This window comes from Duganella radicis, from assembly GCF_009720825.1.
Classification (GTDB): domain Bacteria; phylum Pseudomonadota; class Gammaproteobacteria; order Burkholderiales; family Burkholderiaceae_D; genus Rugamonas; species Rugamonas radicis.
In genome coordinates this window covers 55,105-68,522 of the sequence record NZ_WNKY01000021.1, presented here as the reverse complement: position 1 = coordinate 68,522, position 13,418 = coordinate 55,105, and the positions used below count along the sequence as shown (strand labels likewise).

Annotated in this window: 15 protein-coding genes and 1 tRNA gene; 3 read left to right on the top strand and 13 right to left on the bottom strand. The window is 61.2% G+C overall.

What is annotated here, in order from left to right:
* Positions 1 to 36 precede the first annotated feature (36 nt).
* Positions 37 to 855, top strand: a complete 819-nt coding sequence (locus tag GM676_RS18715; protein ID WP_371866287.1) for a hypothetical protein — start codon at positions 37 to 39, stop codon at positions 853 to 855.
* A 1-nt stretch (position 856) separates the two neighbouring features.
* On the opposite strand, the gene GM676_RS18710 is transcribed toward GM676_RS18715, so the two are convergent.
* The gene (locus GM676_RS18710; RefSeq protein WP_155465371.1) at positions 857 to 1,561 is read right to left on the bottom strand and encodes a glutathione S-transferase N-terminal domain-containing protein; all 705 of its coding nucleotides are present in this window, start codon (positions 1,559 to 1,561) and stop codon (positions 857 to 859) included.
* Positions 1,562 to 1,626: 65 nt separating this feature from the next.
* Positions 1,627 to 2,205, bottom strand: a complete 579-nt coding sequence (locus GM676_RS18705) for a protein-S-isoprenylcysteine O-methyltransferase (protein ID WP_155465370.1) — start codon at positions 2,203 to 2,205, stop codon at positions 1,627 to 1,629.
* 144 nt (positions 2,206 to 2,349) lie between these two features.
* Between GM676_RS18705 and GM676_RS18700 the strand changes: the two genes are divergently transcribed.
* On the top strand, positions 2,350 to 2,904 hold the full coding sequence (locus GM676_RS18700) for a flavodoxin family protein (protein WP_155465369.1): 555 nt from the start codon (positions 2,350 to 2,352) through the stop codon (positions 2,902 to 2,904).
* A 6-nt stretch (positions 2,905 to 2,910) separates the two neighbouring features.
* Here GM676_RS18700 and GM676_RS18695 read toward each other — a convergent pair whose 3' ends face one another.
* The 5 genes from GM676_RS18695 to GM676_RS18675 all read right to left on the bottom strand — a co-directional run bounded on the left by GM676_RS18695 (position 2,911) and on the right by GM676_RS18675 (position 5,560).
* Positions 2,911 to 3,411, bottom strand: coding sequence for a GNAT family N-acetyltransferase (locus GM676_RS18695; protein WP_155465368.1), 501 nt, complete (start codon positions 3,409 to 3,411; stop codon positions 2,911 to 2,913).
* An 8-nt stretch (positions 3,412 to 3,419) separates the two neighbouring features.
* Entirely contained in the window at positions 3,420 to 3,761 is a 342-nt protein-coding gene (locus GM676_RS18690) for a YciI family protein (protein ID WP_155465367.1), read from the bottom strand.
* Positions 3,762 to 3,769: 8 nt separating this feature from the next.
* Positions 3,770 to 4,702, bottom strand: a complete 933-nt coding sequence (locus GM676_RS18685) for an MBL fold metallo-hydrolase (protein ID WP_155465366.1) — start codon at positions 4,700 to 4,702, stop codon at positions 3,770 to 3,772.
* Between the two features lie 246 nt (positions 4,703 to 4,948).
* On the bottom strand, positions 4,949 to 5,116 hold the full coding sequence (locus GM676_RS18680) for a hypothetical protein (RefSeq protein ID WP_155465365.1): 168 nt from the start codon (positions 5,114 to 5,116) through the stop codon (positions 4,949 to 4,951).
* A gap of 30 nt (positions 5,117 to 5,146) precedes the next feature.
* On the bottom strand, positions 5,147 to 5,560 hold the full coding sequence (locus GM676_RS18675) for a hypothetical protein (protein ID WP_155465364.1): 414 nt from the start codon (positions 5,558 to 5,560) through the stop codon (positions 5,147 to 5,149).
* Between the two features lie 178 nt (positions 5,561 to 5,738).
* Here GM676_RS18675 and GM676_RS18670 point away from each other — a divergent pair, with 178 nt between their 5' ends.
* Complete coding sequence (locus GM676_RS18670) at positions 5,739 to 6,266, top strand: hypothetical protein (RefSeq protein WP_155465363.1); 528 nt, start codon at positions 5,739 to 5,741, stop codon at positions 6,264 to 6,266.
* A gap of 42 nt (positions 6,267 to 6,308) precedes the next feature.
* Here the strand turns inward: GM676_RS18670 and GM676_RS18665 are convergent.
* The 6 genes from GM676_RS18665 to GM676_RS18640 form a co-directional block, all read right to left on the bottom strand.
* Positions 6,309 to 6,384: transfer RNA gene (locus GM676_RS18665), tRNA-Asn, on the bottom strand.
* Between the two features lie 57 nt (positions 6,385 to 6,441).
* Positions 6,442 to 8,616, bottom strand: a complete 2,175-nt coding sequence (locus GM676_RS18660; RefSeq protein ID WP_155465362.1) for a TonB-dependent receptor — start codon at positions 8,614 to 8,616, stop codon at positions 6,442 to 6,444.
* Positions 8,617 to 8,981: 365 nt separating this feature from the next.
* A complete protein-coding gene (locus tag GM676_RS18655; protein WP_155465361.1) occupies positions 8,982 to 9,671 on the bottom strand; it encodes a DUF3334 family protein in 690 nt (229 codons plus the stop codon).
* A 114-nt stretch (positions 9,672 to 9,785) separates the two neighbouring features.
* Positions 9,786 to 11,426 carry a methyl-accepting chemotaxis protein gene (locus GM676_RS18650; RefSeq protein ID WP_155465360.1) on the bottom strand — a complete coding sequence of 547 codons (1,641 nt, stop codon included), beginning with the start codon at positions 11,424 to 11,426 and terminating at the stop codon, positions 9,786 to 9,788.
* A gap of 112 nt (positions 11,427 to 11,538) precedes the next feature.
* Positions 11,539 to 12,306 carry an alpha/beta fold hydrolase gene (locus GM676_RS18645; RefSeq protein WP_155465359.1) on the bottom strand — a complete coding sequence of 256 codons (768 nt, stop codon included), beginning with the start codon at positions 12,304 to 12,306 and terminating at the stop codon, positions 11,539 to 11,541.
* Positions 12,303 to 13,298 carry a helix-turn-helix transcriptional regulator gene (locus GM676_RS18640; protein ID WP_155465358.1) on the bottom strand — a complete coding sequence of 332 codons (996 nt, stop codon included), beginning with the start codon at positions 13,296 to 13,298 and terminating at the stop codon, positions 12,303 to 12,305. Before GM676_RS18640 ends, GM676_RS18645 begins: the two co-directional genes overlap by 4 nt.
* Between the last annotated feature and the right edge of the window lie 120 nt (positions 13,299 to 13,418).

The window sequence follows — 13,418 nt, the reverse complement described above, 5'->3', positions numbered from 1 at the left end:
AGCGACCTCGGCCAGATCAAATGCAAGGGGGATAGTGTGGATAAAGCGAAACCAGATTTGATGAGCAGCACCGGCAGGCGTCGACCGGCGGATAGCAAGCGCATTCTGGCGCAGCTGGAGCATGGCGTGCGTCCCGCCGCCAAGCCTGCGCACACGGCCGGCTGGAGCATCGATGGCTGGACCATCGGCCTGTGTGCCTTGCTGTTGTTGATGTGCTGCGTGGCGTGGGTGATGCACGACAAGACCATCACGCCCAAGACCTTCCGGCGTGACTACAGTGGCACCACGGACCGCAGAGATGCCCCGGTTTTGCAGGAGAACGCGTCGCAGCCCGAGCGCGCCGCCACGATTATCGACGTCGCCTCGCCGGCGATGGCGAAGGCCGATGGCGAGGCGAAGGCAGCCAGCGGGGCGCGGCAATCCGGCGCGGCACCGAACGGCGGCACGTCGAGTGCTTCCAGCGCGATTGGCGCGACGATGGTGGACGGTGCCGCCGCAGCGTCGTCAACGGCAGGCCCGCTGATGCGCGTCCCGGGCGTGCAGCACAAACCGGCAACGCCGGCTGTCCGCGCAGTGCCGCCCTCCGCAACGGCAGCCAGTATCGCCATCCCGGCCCCTCACGCCAGCGATACCGACGTCGCCCTGCTCACCGCCCTGGTGGCACACAGCAGCAAGTCAGCCGCCGTCACGCCAGAACGCCCGCGCGACATCGTCGAACGCCAGGACGGCGACAACACCGCGCAGCTGCTGGCACGCTGCAAGCAACTGGGCCTGATCGAAGGCATGCTATGCCGCTCGCGCATCTGCTCCGGCCGCTGGGAAAGCGACGCCGCCTGCCGCGCGCCCAGCCACTAGATCAGCCGCGTGGTGGAATTTCCAGCCCTTTTGCCACGGCGGGACGCGCCAGGAAGGCATTCAATACGCGTTGCACGTTGCTGAACTGGTGGAACTCCACCAGCTCGCCAGCGCCATAGTAATTCACCAGATTGCGTACCCATGGGAAGATGGCGATGTCGGCGATGGTGTAATCGTCGCCCATGATCCACTGACGGCCTTCCAGCCGCTGCTCCAGCACCGCCAGCAGGCGCCTGGATTCGTTGATGTAGCGGTCGCGCGGGCGCTTGTCCTCGTACTCCTTGCCGGCGAACTTGTGGAAGAAGCCGACCTGGCCGAACATCGGGCCGATGCCGCCCATCTGGAACATCAGCCACTGGATGGTTTCATAGCGGCCGGCGGCGTCTTTCGGCACCAGCTGGCCGGTCTTGTCGGCGATGTACAGCAGGATGGCGCCGGACTCGAACAGCGGCAGCGGCTTGCCGTCCGGGCCGTTCGGATCGATGATGGCAGGGATCTTGTTATTCGGATTCAGCGACAGAAATTCCGGCGACATCTGGTCGTTGCGGTCGAAGCTGACCAGATGCGCTTCGTACGGCAGGCCGGTCTCTTCCAGCGCAATCGACACCTTCACGCCATTCGGCGTCGGCAGCGAGTACAGCTGGAGGCGCTCAGGATGCCGGGCCGGCCATTTGCCGGTGACAGGAAATGCAGACAAATTCGACATGGGACACTTTCAAAAGAAAATATCCGTCGATTATCTACGAAGCGCGTGAAACGTGCAGGCAGGCACTACGGAAACAGGCGCTTGGTGCGTTTCTGGTAATCGGCATACTCCTGGCCGAAGTGGTCCAGCATCATCTTCTCTTCCTTTTCGATGCGCGAGAAGTAGAGAATGGAAAACGCGATCAGGAAGGCCGGGCCGACCACGAAGTTGGCCAGCAACAGCGTCTGCGCCAGCGCGTTCAGGAACACGGCGGTGTACATCGGGTGACGCACCTTGCTGTAGACACCGCTGGAGACCAGCGTGTGCGCCTCCTTCATCTCCAGCTTGGGCGAGAACAGCCGGCCGAGATCGTGATGCGAACGCCAGAATATGTACACGCCCACTGCGGCCACCGCCACGCCCAGCACGCCTTGCGGCAGGCTTTGCTGGTAATTGGCAAAGTCGAACCAGGGCGTGGCGAGGTACAGCACCGGCATGGTGATCGAACCGGTGAACACCAGCAGCAAATTGAAGCGCTCCTTGCCGCTGTCACGCGACTCCACCGCCCTGGACTGCTTGTTACGGAACTCCCATGGACCGCGAATCAGGAAACACAGCACCATCATGGCGACAAAAATCCAGTCAAACACTCCCAGGTGATGCATGCGCTTCTCCTTTCGCGGTCGGTCATTTTCGATCAGGATAGCATAAGCACAGCGCCGGCAGTCGGTCACTAACCTTTTAGTACGTACTTATCAGGCCGCCATCCCTCCTTTACACTTTGAACTCATCATTCAAGAGGGGGGGTTATGAGCAAGGTTATTGTGGTCTACCATTCGGGCTACGGTCATACCAAACGCGTGGCGGAATACGTTGCCGAAGGCGCGGCCGGCGAACTGCTGGCCATCGATGCCGAAGGCAATCTGGCGGAAGGCGGCTGGGAAAAACTGGCGGCGGCCGACGCCATCATCTTCGGCACCCCAACCTACATGGGCAGCCCGAGCTGGCAGTTCAAGAAATTTGCCGACGCCACTTCCAAAGTCTGGTTTACGCGCGGCTGGCAGGACAAGGTCTTCGGCGGCTTCTCGAACAGCGCCAGCCTCAACGGCGACAAGCAAGTCTCGCTGATCGCCTTGCAGACGCTGGCCTCGCAACACGGCGGCATCTGGGTCAGCCTGGGTCTGATGCCGGCCAACACCAAAGCCGCGCAACGCACCGACGTGAACAACCTCGGCGGCTCGGTCGGCCTGTTGGTGCAATCGCCATCGGATGCCAGCGTGGATGAAATCCCGCAAGGCGACCTGGATACCGCCAAAGCCTACGGCAAGCGCGTCGCCGAAGTGGCGGCCCGTCTCGCCAGGTAAGCTTGATTAGCGCCGGAAGACCAGGTCGCCCGGCGCATAACTGTACAGCGGGCACTCCGGCAACGCCGCCGGCACATAAGCGCAGCGCCGCAACAGCGCTTGCGATCGATAGTTGGCCGGCGTTGTCGTGGCCCAGCACGCCTTCACCGCGTGGTTGCGTGCCAGCTCATCATGCAGCCAGCGCAAGCCGGCGGTCGCGTAGCCGCGTCCCCAATGCCGATGGCCGAAAACAAAAGCCACTTCGGCTATCCCGTGATGCACGGTGGCTTCCGGCCGTCCCAGCATCGTTCCTTCCACATCGCGCACCAGATAGTGAAGCCAGGTTTCGTCCATGGCCGAGCCGGCAGGCCCGGCGATGGCGCGCTCCAGTCCCAGCTTGAATTCGTCCAGCGATGGCAACTCGTCCTCGATGTGCTCGCAGACGGCGGGATGCAGCAAGACCGTGGCCAGTTCGTCGAGATGCGCAGCCGCCAGGTTCTCGATCCGCAGCGCTGGCGGCAAAAGCATGGACGAACTCAAAGCTGTGGATCGATCATGAAGACGCGCAGTTCCTGCGCGCAGCGGCATGCCTTGGCGAGTCGTGCGGCCCACGCAATGGCGTCCGCGCGCGATGGCAATTCCAGCACGGTGAAGCCGCCGTCCAGTGGCGGTGCCCAAGGATAGCCGCCCTCTTCGACCGTGCCGTCGGCCGATACCAGCGCCGGTGCCGTGTTTTCGTCTATGCCACCGGCAAAGACGTAGACACCGGCCGCCTTGGCCTCCTCAATCACAGCGTGCGCGGCACGGCCCACCTCCTGCCACTCATCATCAGGAACCACCATTGCCGCGCTGGGGAAGGAAATCAGGTATTTGCTCATGTTTATCCTCACTTGCCACAGAGTTCACTGCGCTTGGCCGGCACGCGCAGAATGCGATCAACATAATAACCCAGCGCCGCTTCGGTGTACTTGGGGTCCGGATGCATGGCGACGAACGCCGCGCCCTGCTGCATCCACGTCGCGACACAAGTGGCGGTCGGCTGGCTGCTTTCGGCGCAGGCGGTGAAGGCATCGAAGGCCTTGCGGTAACTGGAGAATGCCGCATGGTCCATCGGCAGGCCATGCCCCGGCACCAGCGTCTGGAAATCCAGCTGATCGATCTCGGCCAGCGCCTGGCGCCAGCCTTCCGCGCAGCCGGTATCGAAGAATGGCAAAGGCGCCACCACCAGGTCGCCGGCGAACACCGTCTTGCTTGCCGGGTCGTGCCCCCAGACATCGCCTTCGGTTGCGGCATGCCGGGCCAGATGCAGTTGCAGCTCGCTTTCGCCCAGCGGGATCGACATCGGCCCGTTGACTGGCTGGTCTGGAATCAGGTTGGCCGGATCACTGATCGCCTTCAAGTACAGCCGCGTATCGATCTTGCGCAGCTCGGGCACGGCCGGATCATCCAGACTGGCCTTGGCCTTGTCGACATCGCGGATCAGGAAGCCATGCAATGCGCCTTCCACGGCGGTACTAGCATACAGCCTGGCGCCCGGATACGCGGCGCGGATGCGCGCATTGCCAGTCGCGTGATCGAGATGCCAGTGCGTATTGACGATGGCGGTGATCGGCTTGTTGCGTGCCTTGGCGAGCGCAATGATCTTATCAGTGTGCTCGGGATGGCGGCCGGTGTCGATCACCAGCAATTCCTTCGGTCCCTCGATGACAATCGAATTCCCGTCAGGCTGCACATCGCCGCGTACCTGGCCTTCGATCAGCGTGTACGGTACTGGCGTTGCGGACGCGGCGGCCAGTGCCAGCATGGCGATCAGGCTCATATCTTCCCCTTAACGACTTGTCCTTTGTTGCGAATAGATCAGGCAGGCTAGTCCCCAAAACACAGCGCTGAAATTTCCAATCGTAAAAATCACATGAAATAGACGCGGCTCGGAAAACCAACCCTGCAGGTGATGAAATCCAAGCAGGGTTTAGGCATGCTCTCCTCGTCGCCTGGTGTCGTTAAATGAACCGGCGCGCGTCAGCGCATCCGTGTCGATGAAATGGTTGGGCTGTTTTATGCGCCATCACTTCTTTTGCGGCCACATTGCAGCGGCGATTCCGCCAAACAAGCCAACGAATGCAGCCCGGGCGAAATCGAACTCGTGAGCAGAACTGAGCAGGCCGGTGTATATGAGCGTCCCGATGGCCATGCCCGAACCGACGGAAAGAAATTTAGACAAAGATCGTTTCATAGATGACTTAACTGAGTTGGTCCACGTGGTTTAGTCAGCGGCACCGTCAGGCGTCCGTTGGATTGAATTATTGGACATGCCAACCGCATCAATAGAACGGACCAACGCCGCAATCGCCAAAAGATACAGGCTCCCTTTGACAACGATGACAAATCCGTTCGAGAAGCCTGACACATCAGTCGCCGCGGTACTGCGAACTTGATAGAGGAAACTGCCGAAGAATCCACCACAAAGCATAGCCCACGCGGCGACCAACAAGACCTTCCCTCGCGGAGATCCTCGCACAACAGCCCGTGCCGCGTACAACAGGAACGCCCCAATCAGGTAATCATCGAGGTAAGCGGGAATGTTGTCGAAATTGATTCCTCTTCGAATGGTTTCTAACGCAGGGAGCGCGACACCCATTACGAACGCGGCCCTCACTTCAAAACGCATCTTGTTCATGGGCTCCTTCAGTCCAACGTGGCGTGGACGTCATATTGAAGTTTTAAAAACATCAACATGCCAGATAACGACAATCTGAGCAAGATCCCGGAGCGACTTTCGGCTTCCGATGATTGTGAACAAAGCGGCGAGTGTCAACTTCGGAACAATGGAGGGATTCCCACGCAGGAGTCCAATCATGACGGCCATACCAAACGAATCGCGCGCACAACCGGCGTATGATGATCACGAAGCCCGCCTGACGAAAGTGGAGCAAGCTGTGACGGATCTGCAATGTGACAACGCGCTGCTCAGGCAGCAGATGGAAAGTGGCTTCGCGGCGGTTCAGACGCAGTTTGCGCTGACCGAAGAAAGGTTGCGGAGTGAGTTTCGCGATGGCCTGCACGCCCTTGAGCAGCGCATGAACGCAAAGATCGAGGCGGAATCGAAGCGGCTGGAAAGCATGTTCAGCGCCCAGCTTCAAGGCGCGGTTCAAATTCTGATCGCCAGGATGGATCAGCAAGATACAAGGATGGATCAGCAAGATGGAAGGATGGAGCAGCAAGACGCCAGAATGGATCGGCAAGACGCGAGACTGGAGCGGCTGGAAGCCAAGATAGACCGGCTCGACGCCAAGATCGACCAGCTGACCAAATGGCTGATCGGCGCGCAAGTGACCACCATGGCTTTTGTGATTGGCATCGCGGTACAGCTTTTCCTGCGCTGACAAAGCAAAAAGCCCAACCAAAAGGCTGGGCTTCTCTTATTCTGGCTCCCCGACCTGGACTCGAACCAGGGACCTGCGGATTAACAGTCCGTCGCTCTACCGACTGAGCTATCAGGGAAAGGAGGCCGCATTATATACGGCCCTTTTTCAGCTGTCTAGGCTGATCGGCAATTTCTTAGAAACCGCCGCGGAACTGCACGCCAAACTGGCGCGGCTCGTTGACGAAGCCGGTCAGGTTGTTGAAGTCGATGCCACCGATGATGCGCTGGGTGTTGGTGATGTTGCGGCCGAACGCAGCCACTTCATACTTGCCGCCATCCCAGTTGTAACCGATGCGCACGCCGCCTTCCAGCATTTCCTTGCCGGTGAACTCCTTCGATTCGTACAGGAAGAAGTTGATCTTGCTGCGATACGACCAGTCGGTCAGCACGAACAGGTTGCCATCGGCCAGCGGCCAGTTGTAGCGCGCCGAGGCGTTCACGATGTACTTGGCGGCCTGCGGCAGCGGGTTGCCGTCGATCGACGCGCGGCCATTGACCAGCGGGTCGGTCACGGTGCAGGTACCGCAAACGGCGGCGTACAGGCTTGGATCCTTGATCTCGGTGAAGTTGTACGAACCGCTCAGGGTGACCTTGAAGTCCGGGGTCACGAAACCTTCGATCTCGGCTTCCACGCCACGGCCGACGGTCTTGGCGGCGTTGATCAGCTTGGTCACGTTGGAGGTGCCGCCCACCACGGTCAGTTGCTGGTTCTTGACGTCGTAGTCGTACACGCTCACCGATGCGCGGGCGCGGCGGTTGAACAGGTCGGCCTTGATGCCGGCTTCGAACGAGGTGATGGTTTCCGCATCGGCCACGGTGATCGGCACCGATGCCGAGGCGGCGGCGATCGACGGCGCGCGGAAGCCGGTGGCGACGCGGCCGTAGGCGCTGACGTCCTTGTTGATCTTGTAGGTGCCGCTCAGATCCCAGTTGGCTTTGTTCTTGCTCACGTCCACCGACTTCGGACCGATCTGGGTCACGTTCCAGGCGTTCACGGTGCGGAAGTCTTTCTGGTCGTGGGTGTAGCGCAGGCCGCCATGCAGGGTGAAGTCGCTCGACACGTCGTAGGTCACCGAACCGAAGGCCGCGTAGGCGGTGTTGTTCTGGTGGCTGGTCAGGTCCGAGGTTTGCGCCTGGGTGGTGCTGTCGAAGTTGTCGCTGAAGCCGGTGCCGCTTTCCTTGAAGTAGTACACGCCGGTCTGCCAGTTCAGCGGACCCGCGTTCTTCGATTCAACGCGGAATTCCTGGCTGTACTGTTTCAGGTCGGTGATGCCGCCGGCGGTCTGCACCGGGAAGCGCGGCGGGTTGGCTGGCGAGCCGCCGTCGATGTCGCCGCGGGTGTAGTAGTTGTCCACGCCTTCGTAGCCGGTGATCGAGAACAGCTTGACCGCGCCCAGGTCCCAGGTCAGGCGGGCGTTGGCGCCGTTGGTGCGCAGGTTCTGGAAGTTCAGGCCGTCGGTCGAGATCTTGGTGAAGTCGTAGCCGTCGGCGAAGTCGTTGGTGCCCTTCTTGATCAGATTGGCGCGGAACAGGCGCGCGCTGCCGTCGGTGGTGCGCGAGTGCACGTTGAACAGGGCGTTGAAGGCGGCGTTCGGCTTGTACAGGAACTGCACGCGCTCGGCGTGTTCGTTGTAGCCTTCCAGCGAGTCCACTTGCTTGGTGTAGGTGTTGTCGACGAAGTCGTCACGGTGCTGGCGCAGGGTCGAGACGCGCATGGCCCACTCGCTCGACAGCGGCACGTTGGCGGCCGCTTCCAGGTTGGTGGTGTTGTGCGAGGCCCACGAGACGCTGTAGTAGCCTTCGACTTTTTCCAGCGATGGCTTGGCCGACTCAAACTTGACCACGCCGGCCGGGGTATTGCGGCCGAACAGGGTGCCTTGTGGGCCGCGCAGCACTTCCACGCCAGCCACGTCGAATACCGGGAAGCCTTTCAGGATGCCGTTCTCTTGCACTACGTCGTCATACACCAGCGAGACCGGCTGCGAGGCGAAGGTCGAGAAATCGGTGTTACCGTAGCCGCGGATGTAGAAGCGCGGGAAGGTACGGCCGTTCGACGATTCCACGTTCAGCGACGGCACTTTGCCGGCCAGGAAGCGGATGTCCTGGCCGCCGGACAGCAGCACGTCCAGCTTCTCGTTGTTCAGCAGCGTCACGGACACCGGCACATCCTTGATGTTTTCCGCGCGGCGCTGGGCGGTCACGGTCACGGTTTCCAGTTGCGGCTCAGTGGTTTGGGCGATGGCGGCACCGATAGGCAATACGGCGCTCAGCGCCAGTACGCGCTTGTGCATCTTCGACAGTTTGATCATTCAATTTCCCGATTTAAATGTAGTGCAAAGAGTTAAAAACAGTGTCTCCTGCTTTCTCTTTTATGCGGTGCAGCGCTTGTAGCAGCTATCAATAGTGCACTGACTTTTTTGAAAGGCGATATTCTTTCAGATTGATACCACGTATTGCAAGCTGAATATAACTGAACCCAAATTAACGGTTGGAAATTCGGTTAATCATATGCAAAGACTGAATATTCAGTGGCTTAGGCGTGTCGCATTCGCCACCAAATGATGGTATCGATCAGCTTGGCGGGGAGGCATCGGGCGGAAGACAGGGCCGGCAATTGTAGGAAAATTGCCACAAAAGCAGCACGGCCAGCGCAGGGCTGGCCGTGTGGGAAGGGTTACATGCCGAGCGATTTCAGCAGCTCGTCGGCGTCGTTATCAGCCGTCGGGGCTGGCGCGGCGGCGCCCTGCTGGGCCGCGCGCTGCTGGTCGAGCAAGGCGTCCGGGTCGTCGATCTCGCTGGCGTCGAAGTCGTGCAGGCGGATGAATTCGGTGCGGTCGATCGCCAGTTCCAGATAGAACACGTTGCCGCTCTCGGTGTAGAAGCTGACGCGGCGCATTTCCGGGCGGTCCAGCGGGGTGTCGACGCTGAGCACGATCTGCTTGTTCAGCACCAGCATTTTCGGCTGGTTCTGAGTGATGTTGGTTTGCAGCTCGCGCCGCACCTTGCCCGTGAAATCGCCGACGATCTGGTTCATCAGCTCGCCCATGATGTTGGCCACCTCGTCCGAGGTGTGGGAGCCGGCCAGTTCCGACTTCGGCATGCCCATGTTGAGCATGTAGCGCTCATAGATTTCCATCGCCGTGCCGGCCGCAAAGTTCAGCACCACCAGGCCGGTAAAGCCGCCGTCAAACAGCACGAAGCAACCGATGTCGGGCTTGAGGCCGATCTTGGTAATGCGCTGCACCATGCCGGAGTACACCACCTTGTTCTGGGTCGCGGCTTCCAATACCTTGGTCACCGACTTGCACAGGCTCTCCAGCAGGTCTTCCGTGCCGTAGACAACTGCTTTGTTTTCGCTGCTCATAATCAACCTCTACTCTATTCAAACTTGGTCAAGAAACATCACTCAGAATACCGAGTGGAAAGTTTCTCGTCCATAGGAATCGCGTAATAGTGTGAGATTTACGCCCAAGCGGCCTCAGCGCGGCGCGGCCAGACGGAAGAAGGCGATGGCCTCCTGCAATTCCTCGGCGCGCCGGCTCATTTCCTGCGCCGTCGACGCCAGCTCCTCCGAGCCGGAGGCATTGCGCTGGGTGACCACATTGACCTGGTTGACCGCCGCGTTGATCTGCGCCAGGCCGGCGTTCTGCTCCTCGGAGGCGGCGGTGATCTCCTGCACCAGGTCGGATGTCTTCTTGATGTTGGGCACGATCTCGCCCAGCAGATGCCCGGCCCGCTCGGCCAGCTCCACGCTGCTGGCGGCCACTTGGTCGATTTCCTGCGCCGCCACCTGGCTGCGCTCGGCCAGCTTGCGCACTTCCGAAGCCACCACGGCAAAGCCCTTGCCGTGGGCGCCGGCGCGCGCCGCTTCGATGGCGGCGTTCAACGCCAGCAGATTGGTCTGGTAGGCGATGTCGTCAATGATGGCGATCTTCCGGGCGATCTGGCGCATGGCCTGCACGGTCGAGCTGACGGCCTGGCCGCCCTCGGCCGCCTCGGTGGCGGCGCGGCTGGCGATGGCATCGGTGACCTTGGCGTTTTCCGTGTTCTGCGCAATCGAGGCGCTCATCTGCTCCACCGAGGCGGTAGTCTGTTCGACACTGGCGGCCTGCTCGCTGGTGGTTTGCGACAACGATTGCGAGGTGGCGCTGATCTCCTCCGCCGCGCGGGTCAGCACCACGGCGCTCTCCCCGACCTCGCCCATCACCGAGGACAGCTTGTCGACCATGGCCTTCATGGCGTGCAGCAGGCTGCCGCGGTCGCCCCGGCGCAGCTCGACCTTGATCGCCAGATTGCCGGCCGCCACCTCCTGCACGATGCCGGCCGTGTACGCCGGCTCGCCGCCCAGCTGGCGCATCAGGCTACGGTACAGGAAATACATCGCCACCGCCGAGGCCAGCAGCGAGAAGCTCATGATGCTCAGGGTGAGCCGCAGCGCCCGCGCGGCGGCGGCTTCGGCTTCGGCCACCGCCCGGCCGGTGCGCTGGTCCAGCATCTCCAGGAACTGGTTGACCGGCTTCATGATTTTGGCCTTGTTCTTGTGGTAGTTGGCGTCGTGCGTCAGGCGCCGCGCCAGTTCGGCGTCGGGCGCGCCTTTTTTGGTGAAATTGCCGGCATCGTCGGCGTACAGACCTTTGACGGCGTTCATCGCCACGGTTTCGGCCTTGATCAGATCATCCGAATTGGCGGCCGCTTCGCGCAGCTTGCCGAGTTCCTGTTCCGTGAAGCCGGCTTTTTTCATCAGGTCCAGCAGCGGGATGGATGCGGTGTCCGGGCTGGGCTTGGGATCGCCGGCGGCCACGAAGTCCCAGTAGATGCGCTCATAGTCCTTGGGACGCGGCTTCTTGCCGTTGCGGATATCGACGATGTCGCCATATTGCTTTTCATAGTCGGGGGCGCCGGTGACCACGTAGGTGCGCGCCAGGCGGGTCAGGTCGTCGGAGCTCTGCCGCAACTCATCGGCCAGCAGATAGGATTGATAGCGCGCGGCGTTGGCGGCGCTGACGTTGTTCTGGGCAGTTGTAATCCGCATCAGGCCCCACAGCGTCAGGCCTGCCAGCATGGTCAGCAGGATCAGAAACAGCCAGATCGTGCTCTTGAGCGTCAACGACTTCTTCATTGCTCTCCCCTCCGGAATATTTTTATTCTCTGCAACGATCATATGCCGCAGGAAAATAGAGGGCAATAAAGTGCTTGAAACAACTACGCAAAAAACCACACGCTGAAAAAACTTACGCCAGGCAGGCGTCAAGCGACCATTCCAGATGCGGGAAATGCGCGGCCGGCGCCAGCCGCACCTGCGCCTGCGGGTAACAGCGGCGCCACCACGCGGCCGCTTCGACCGGGTCGAACAAGGGGTCGGCCACACCAAGGATGATGTCGACCGGGCCGCGAAAGGGCACGGCTTGCGGCAGCAGCGGCGTGCGCTGGTAATCGTCAGCGATCGCCATGTGGGCGGCCAGGTCGAACATTTCAGGCAAGGCCAGCATCTGCGCAAACCAGTCCGCGCGCGGCGAACCGGGCAGCCAGTATTGCTTCACCAGCGCGGGGTGCGACAGCAATGCATGAAATACGGCCCAGTACGATTCGCGCCCCGGCGCCTGATCGTGACGCGCCAGCGCGGCATCCAGCGCCGGCGCCGGCTGGCCGGACAACTGCGCCACGCGGCGCGCCACCCGCAGCAAGCCCTGCTCCAGTTCCGCAACCGGACTCAGCAACACAATGCGCGCGATCAGCCGCGGCGCCACACGTGACAGATGGGTGGCCAGCACGGCGCCGAATGAGCTGGCCAACAGCGTCAGCGGCTGGCCATGCAATTGCGCCTGGCGGCGCAGCTCGACTTCCGCGGCATCGCATAAATCCTGACAGGGCCGGCGCGCGCCGACCACCGGGCGCGGCTGGTCCCACCAGTGGCAATCGATCCGCTCGGGATATAGCGCACGCTCCATGGCGGCGCCCATGGCCGGACCGCCATGCAGGAACAAATAACGGTAGCTCATTGTTGGTCTCCCTGCGCCGCTCCGCGCGCGGGGCGGCGCAGGGGCACGTTACTGGCCATAATGGCGTTCGCCAGTTGCGCCTTATCGCTGACTTCCAGCTTTTGATACACCTTTTGCAGGAAGTTGCGCACTGTGGCCGGTGCCAGTCCCAGTTGCTGCGCCACTTCCTTGGAAGACAGGCCGCTGGCAAAACTGCGCGCCACCTCCATTTCGCGCGGCGACAGCTGGGCAAACTTGAAATGCTTGCGCGCGCGCAGGTATAACCAGCGCTCATGGACCATGCACGACACCAGCAAATGGCGCCCGGCATAGACGCCGTCCGGGGCGGACAGCGCCGTCATCAACGCGGCCGGCAGTCGCTGCGCCTGCCAATCGGGCCACTCCAGCTGTGCCAGCGTGTGGAAGGCCGGGCCGCAGAACTGCACCGCGCCGTCGAAATCCACAATTGCCAGATCGCTTTGTGCCGGCTGGCCACTCATCGTCTGCTGGTTGATGTGCAAGGCTTCCTGCACATGTTGCGCCAGGTGCTGCATGGTGTGCTGCTCCGCCCCGCTGAAATGATCGTACTCGCCCGCGCGATACAGCGCCAACGCTTCGTACAGGCCAGTGAATGAATCACGCTGCATCAGTACCAAGCCATTGCGATGCTCGTAGCGCGCCGCGTAATCGCGCATCAGGGCGGTGTCGGGGCCGGCAAACAAGGCGCTGGCATGATAGTTGATGGCACGGCCCAGATTGGCGCGCGCGACATCGACCACGCTGTCCTGACGCGCAATCGCCACCCAATCCAGCAACATGCCATCGGGTTCGTTATGCAGCAACATCGAGCGCACCGTCACGCTCCCTTGCCCCAACTCGGCGACGGTGAAACGCGCTTTTTCAAAGCGAATGGCCGTTTTCAGCAATCCCAGCGCGAAGTCGGGGTAGTCGCTGGTAGGCATGGTGCGCGCGCCGCGATACAAAGCCAGCAATAGTGAACCATGGGATTCCATGAGGACCTCTCGGACCGGAAAAGTGAACGACTAGCTTAGCGAATAATTACCATATTTACAATTTCCTTTTGCAAATGGGATGTCAAAAAACTACGATCAATTGCTTTATGAAACTTCATC

Bases quoted from the DNA above. Each gene is read 5' to 3' on its own strand.
- GM676_RS18680 (WP_155465365.1), bottom strand. From the start codon at position 5,116: ATGAAACGATCTTTGTCTAAATTTCTTTCCGTCGGTTCGGGCATGGCC.
- GM676_RS18655 (WP_155465361.1), bottom strand. From the start codon at position 9,671: ATGAGCAGCGAAAACAAAGCAGTTGTCTACGGCACGGAAGACCTGCTG.
- GM676_RS18700 (WP_155465369.1), top strand. From the start codon at position 2,350: ATGAGCAAGGTTATTGTGGTCTACCATTCGGGCTACGGTCATACCAAA.
- GM676_RS18710 (WP_155465371.1), bottom strand. From the start codon at position 1,561: ATGTCGAATTTGTCTGCATTTCCTGTCACCGGCAAATGGCCGGCCCGG.
- GM676_RS18650 (WP_155465360.1), bottom strand. From the start codon at position 11,426: ATGAAGAAGTCGTTGACGCTCAAGAGCACGATCTGGCTGTTTCTGATC.
- GM676_RS18685 (WP_155465366.1), bottom strand. From the start codon at position 4,702: ATGAGCCTGATCGCCATGCTGGCACTGGCCGCCGCGTCCGCAACGCCA.
- GM676_RS18645 (WP_155465359.1), bottom strand. From the start codon at position 12,306: ATGAGCTACCGTTATTTGTTCCTGCATGGCGGTCCGGCCATGGGCGCC.
- GM676_RS18675 (WP_155465364.1), bottom strand. From the start codon at position 5,560: ATGAACAAGATGCGTTTTGAAGTGAGGGCCGCGTTCGTAATGGGTGTC.
- GM676_RS18695 (WP_155465368.1), bottom strand. From the start codon at position 3,411: ATGCTTTTGCCGCCAGCGCTGCGGATCGAGAACCTGGCGGCTGCGCAT.
- GM676_RS18670 (WP_155465363.1), top strand. From the start codon at position 5,739: ATGACGGCCATACCAAACGAATCGCGCGCACAACCGGCGTATGATGAT.
- GM676_RS18640 (WP_155465358.1), bottom strand. From the start codon at position 13,298: ATGGAATCCCATGGTTCACTATTGCTGGCTTTGTATCGCGGCGCGCGC.
- GM676_RS18690 (WP_155465367.1), bottom strand. From the start codon at position 3,761: ATGAGCAAATACCTGATTTCCTTCCCCAGCGCGGCAATGGTGGTTCCT.
- GM676_RS18705 (WP_155465370.1), bottom strand. From the start codon at position 2,205: ATGCATCACCTGGGAGTGTTTGACTGGATTTTTGTCGCCATGATGGTG.
- GM676_RS18660 (WP_155465362.1), bottom strand. From the start codon at position 8,616: ATGATCAAACTGTCGAAGATGCACAAGCGCGTACTGGCGCTGAGCGCC.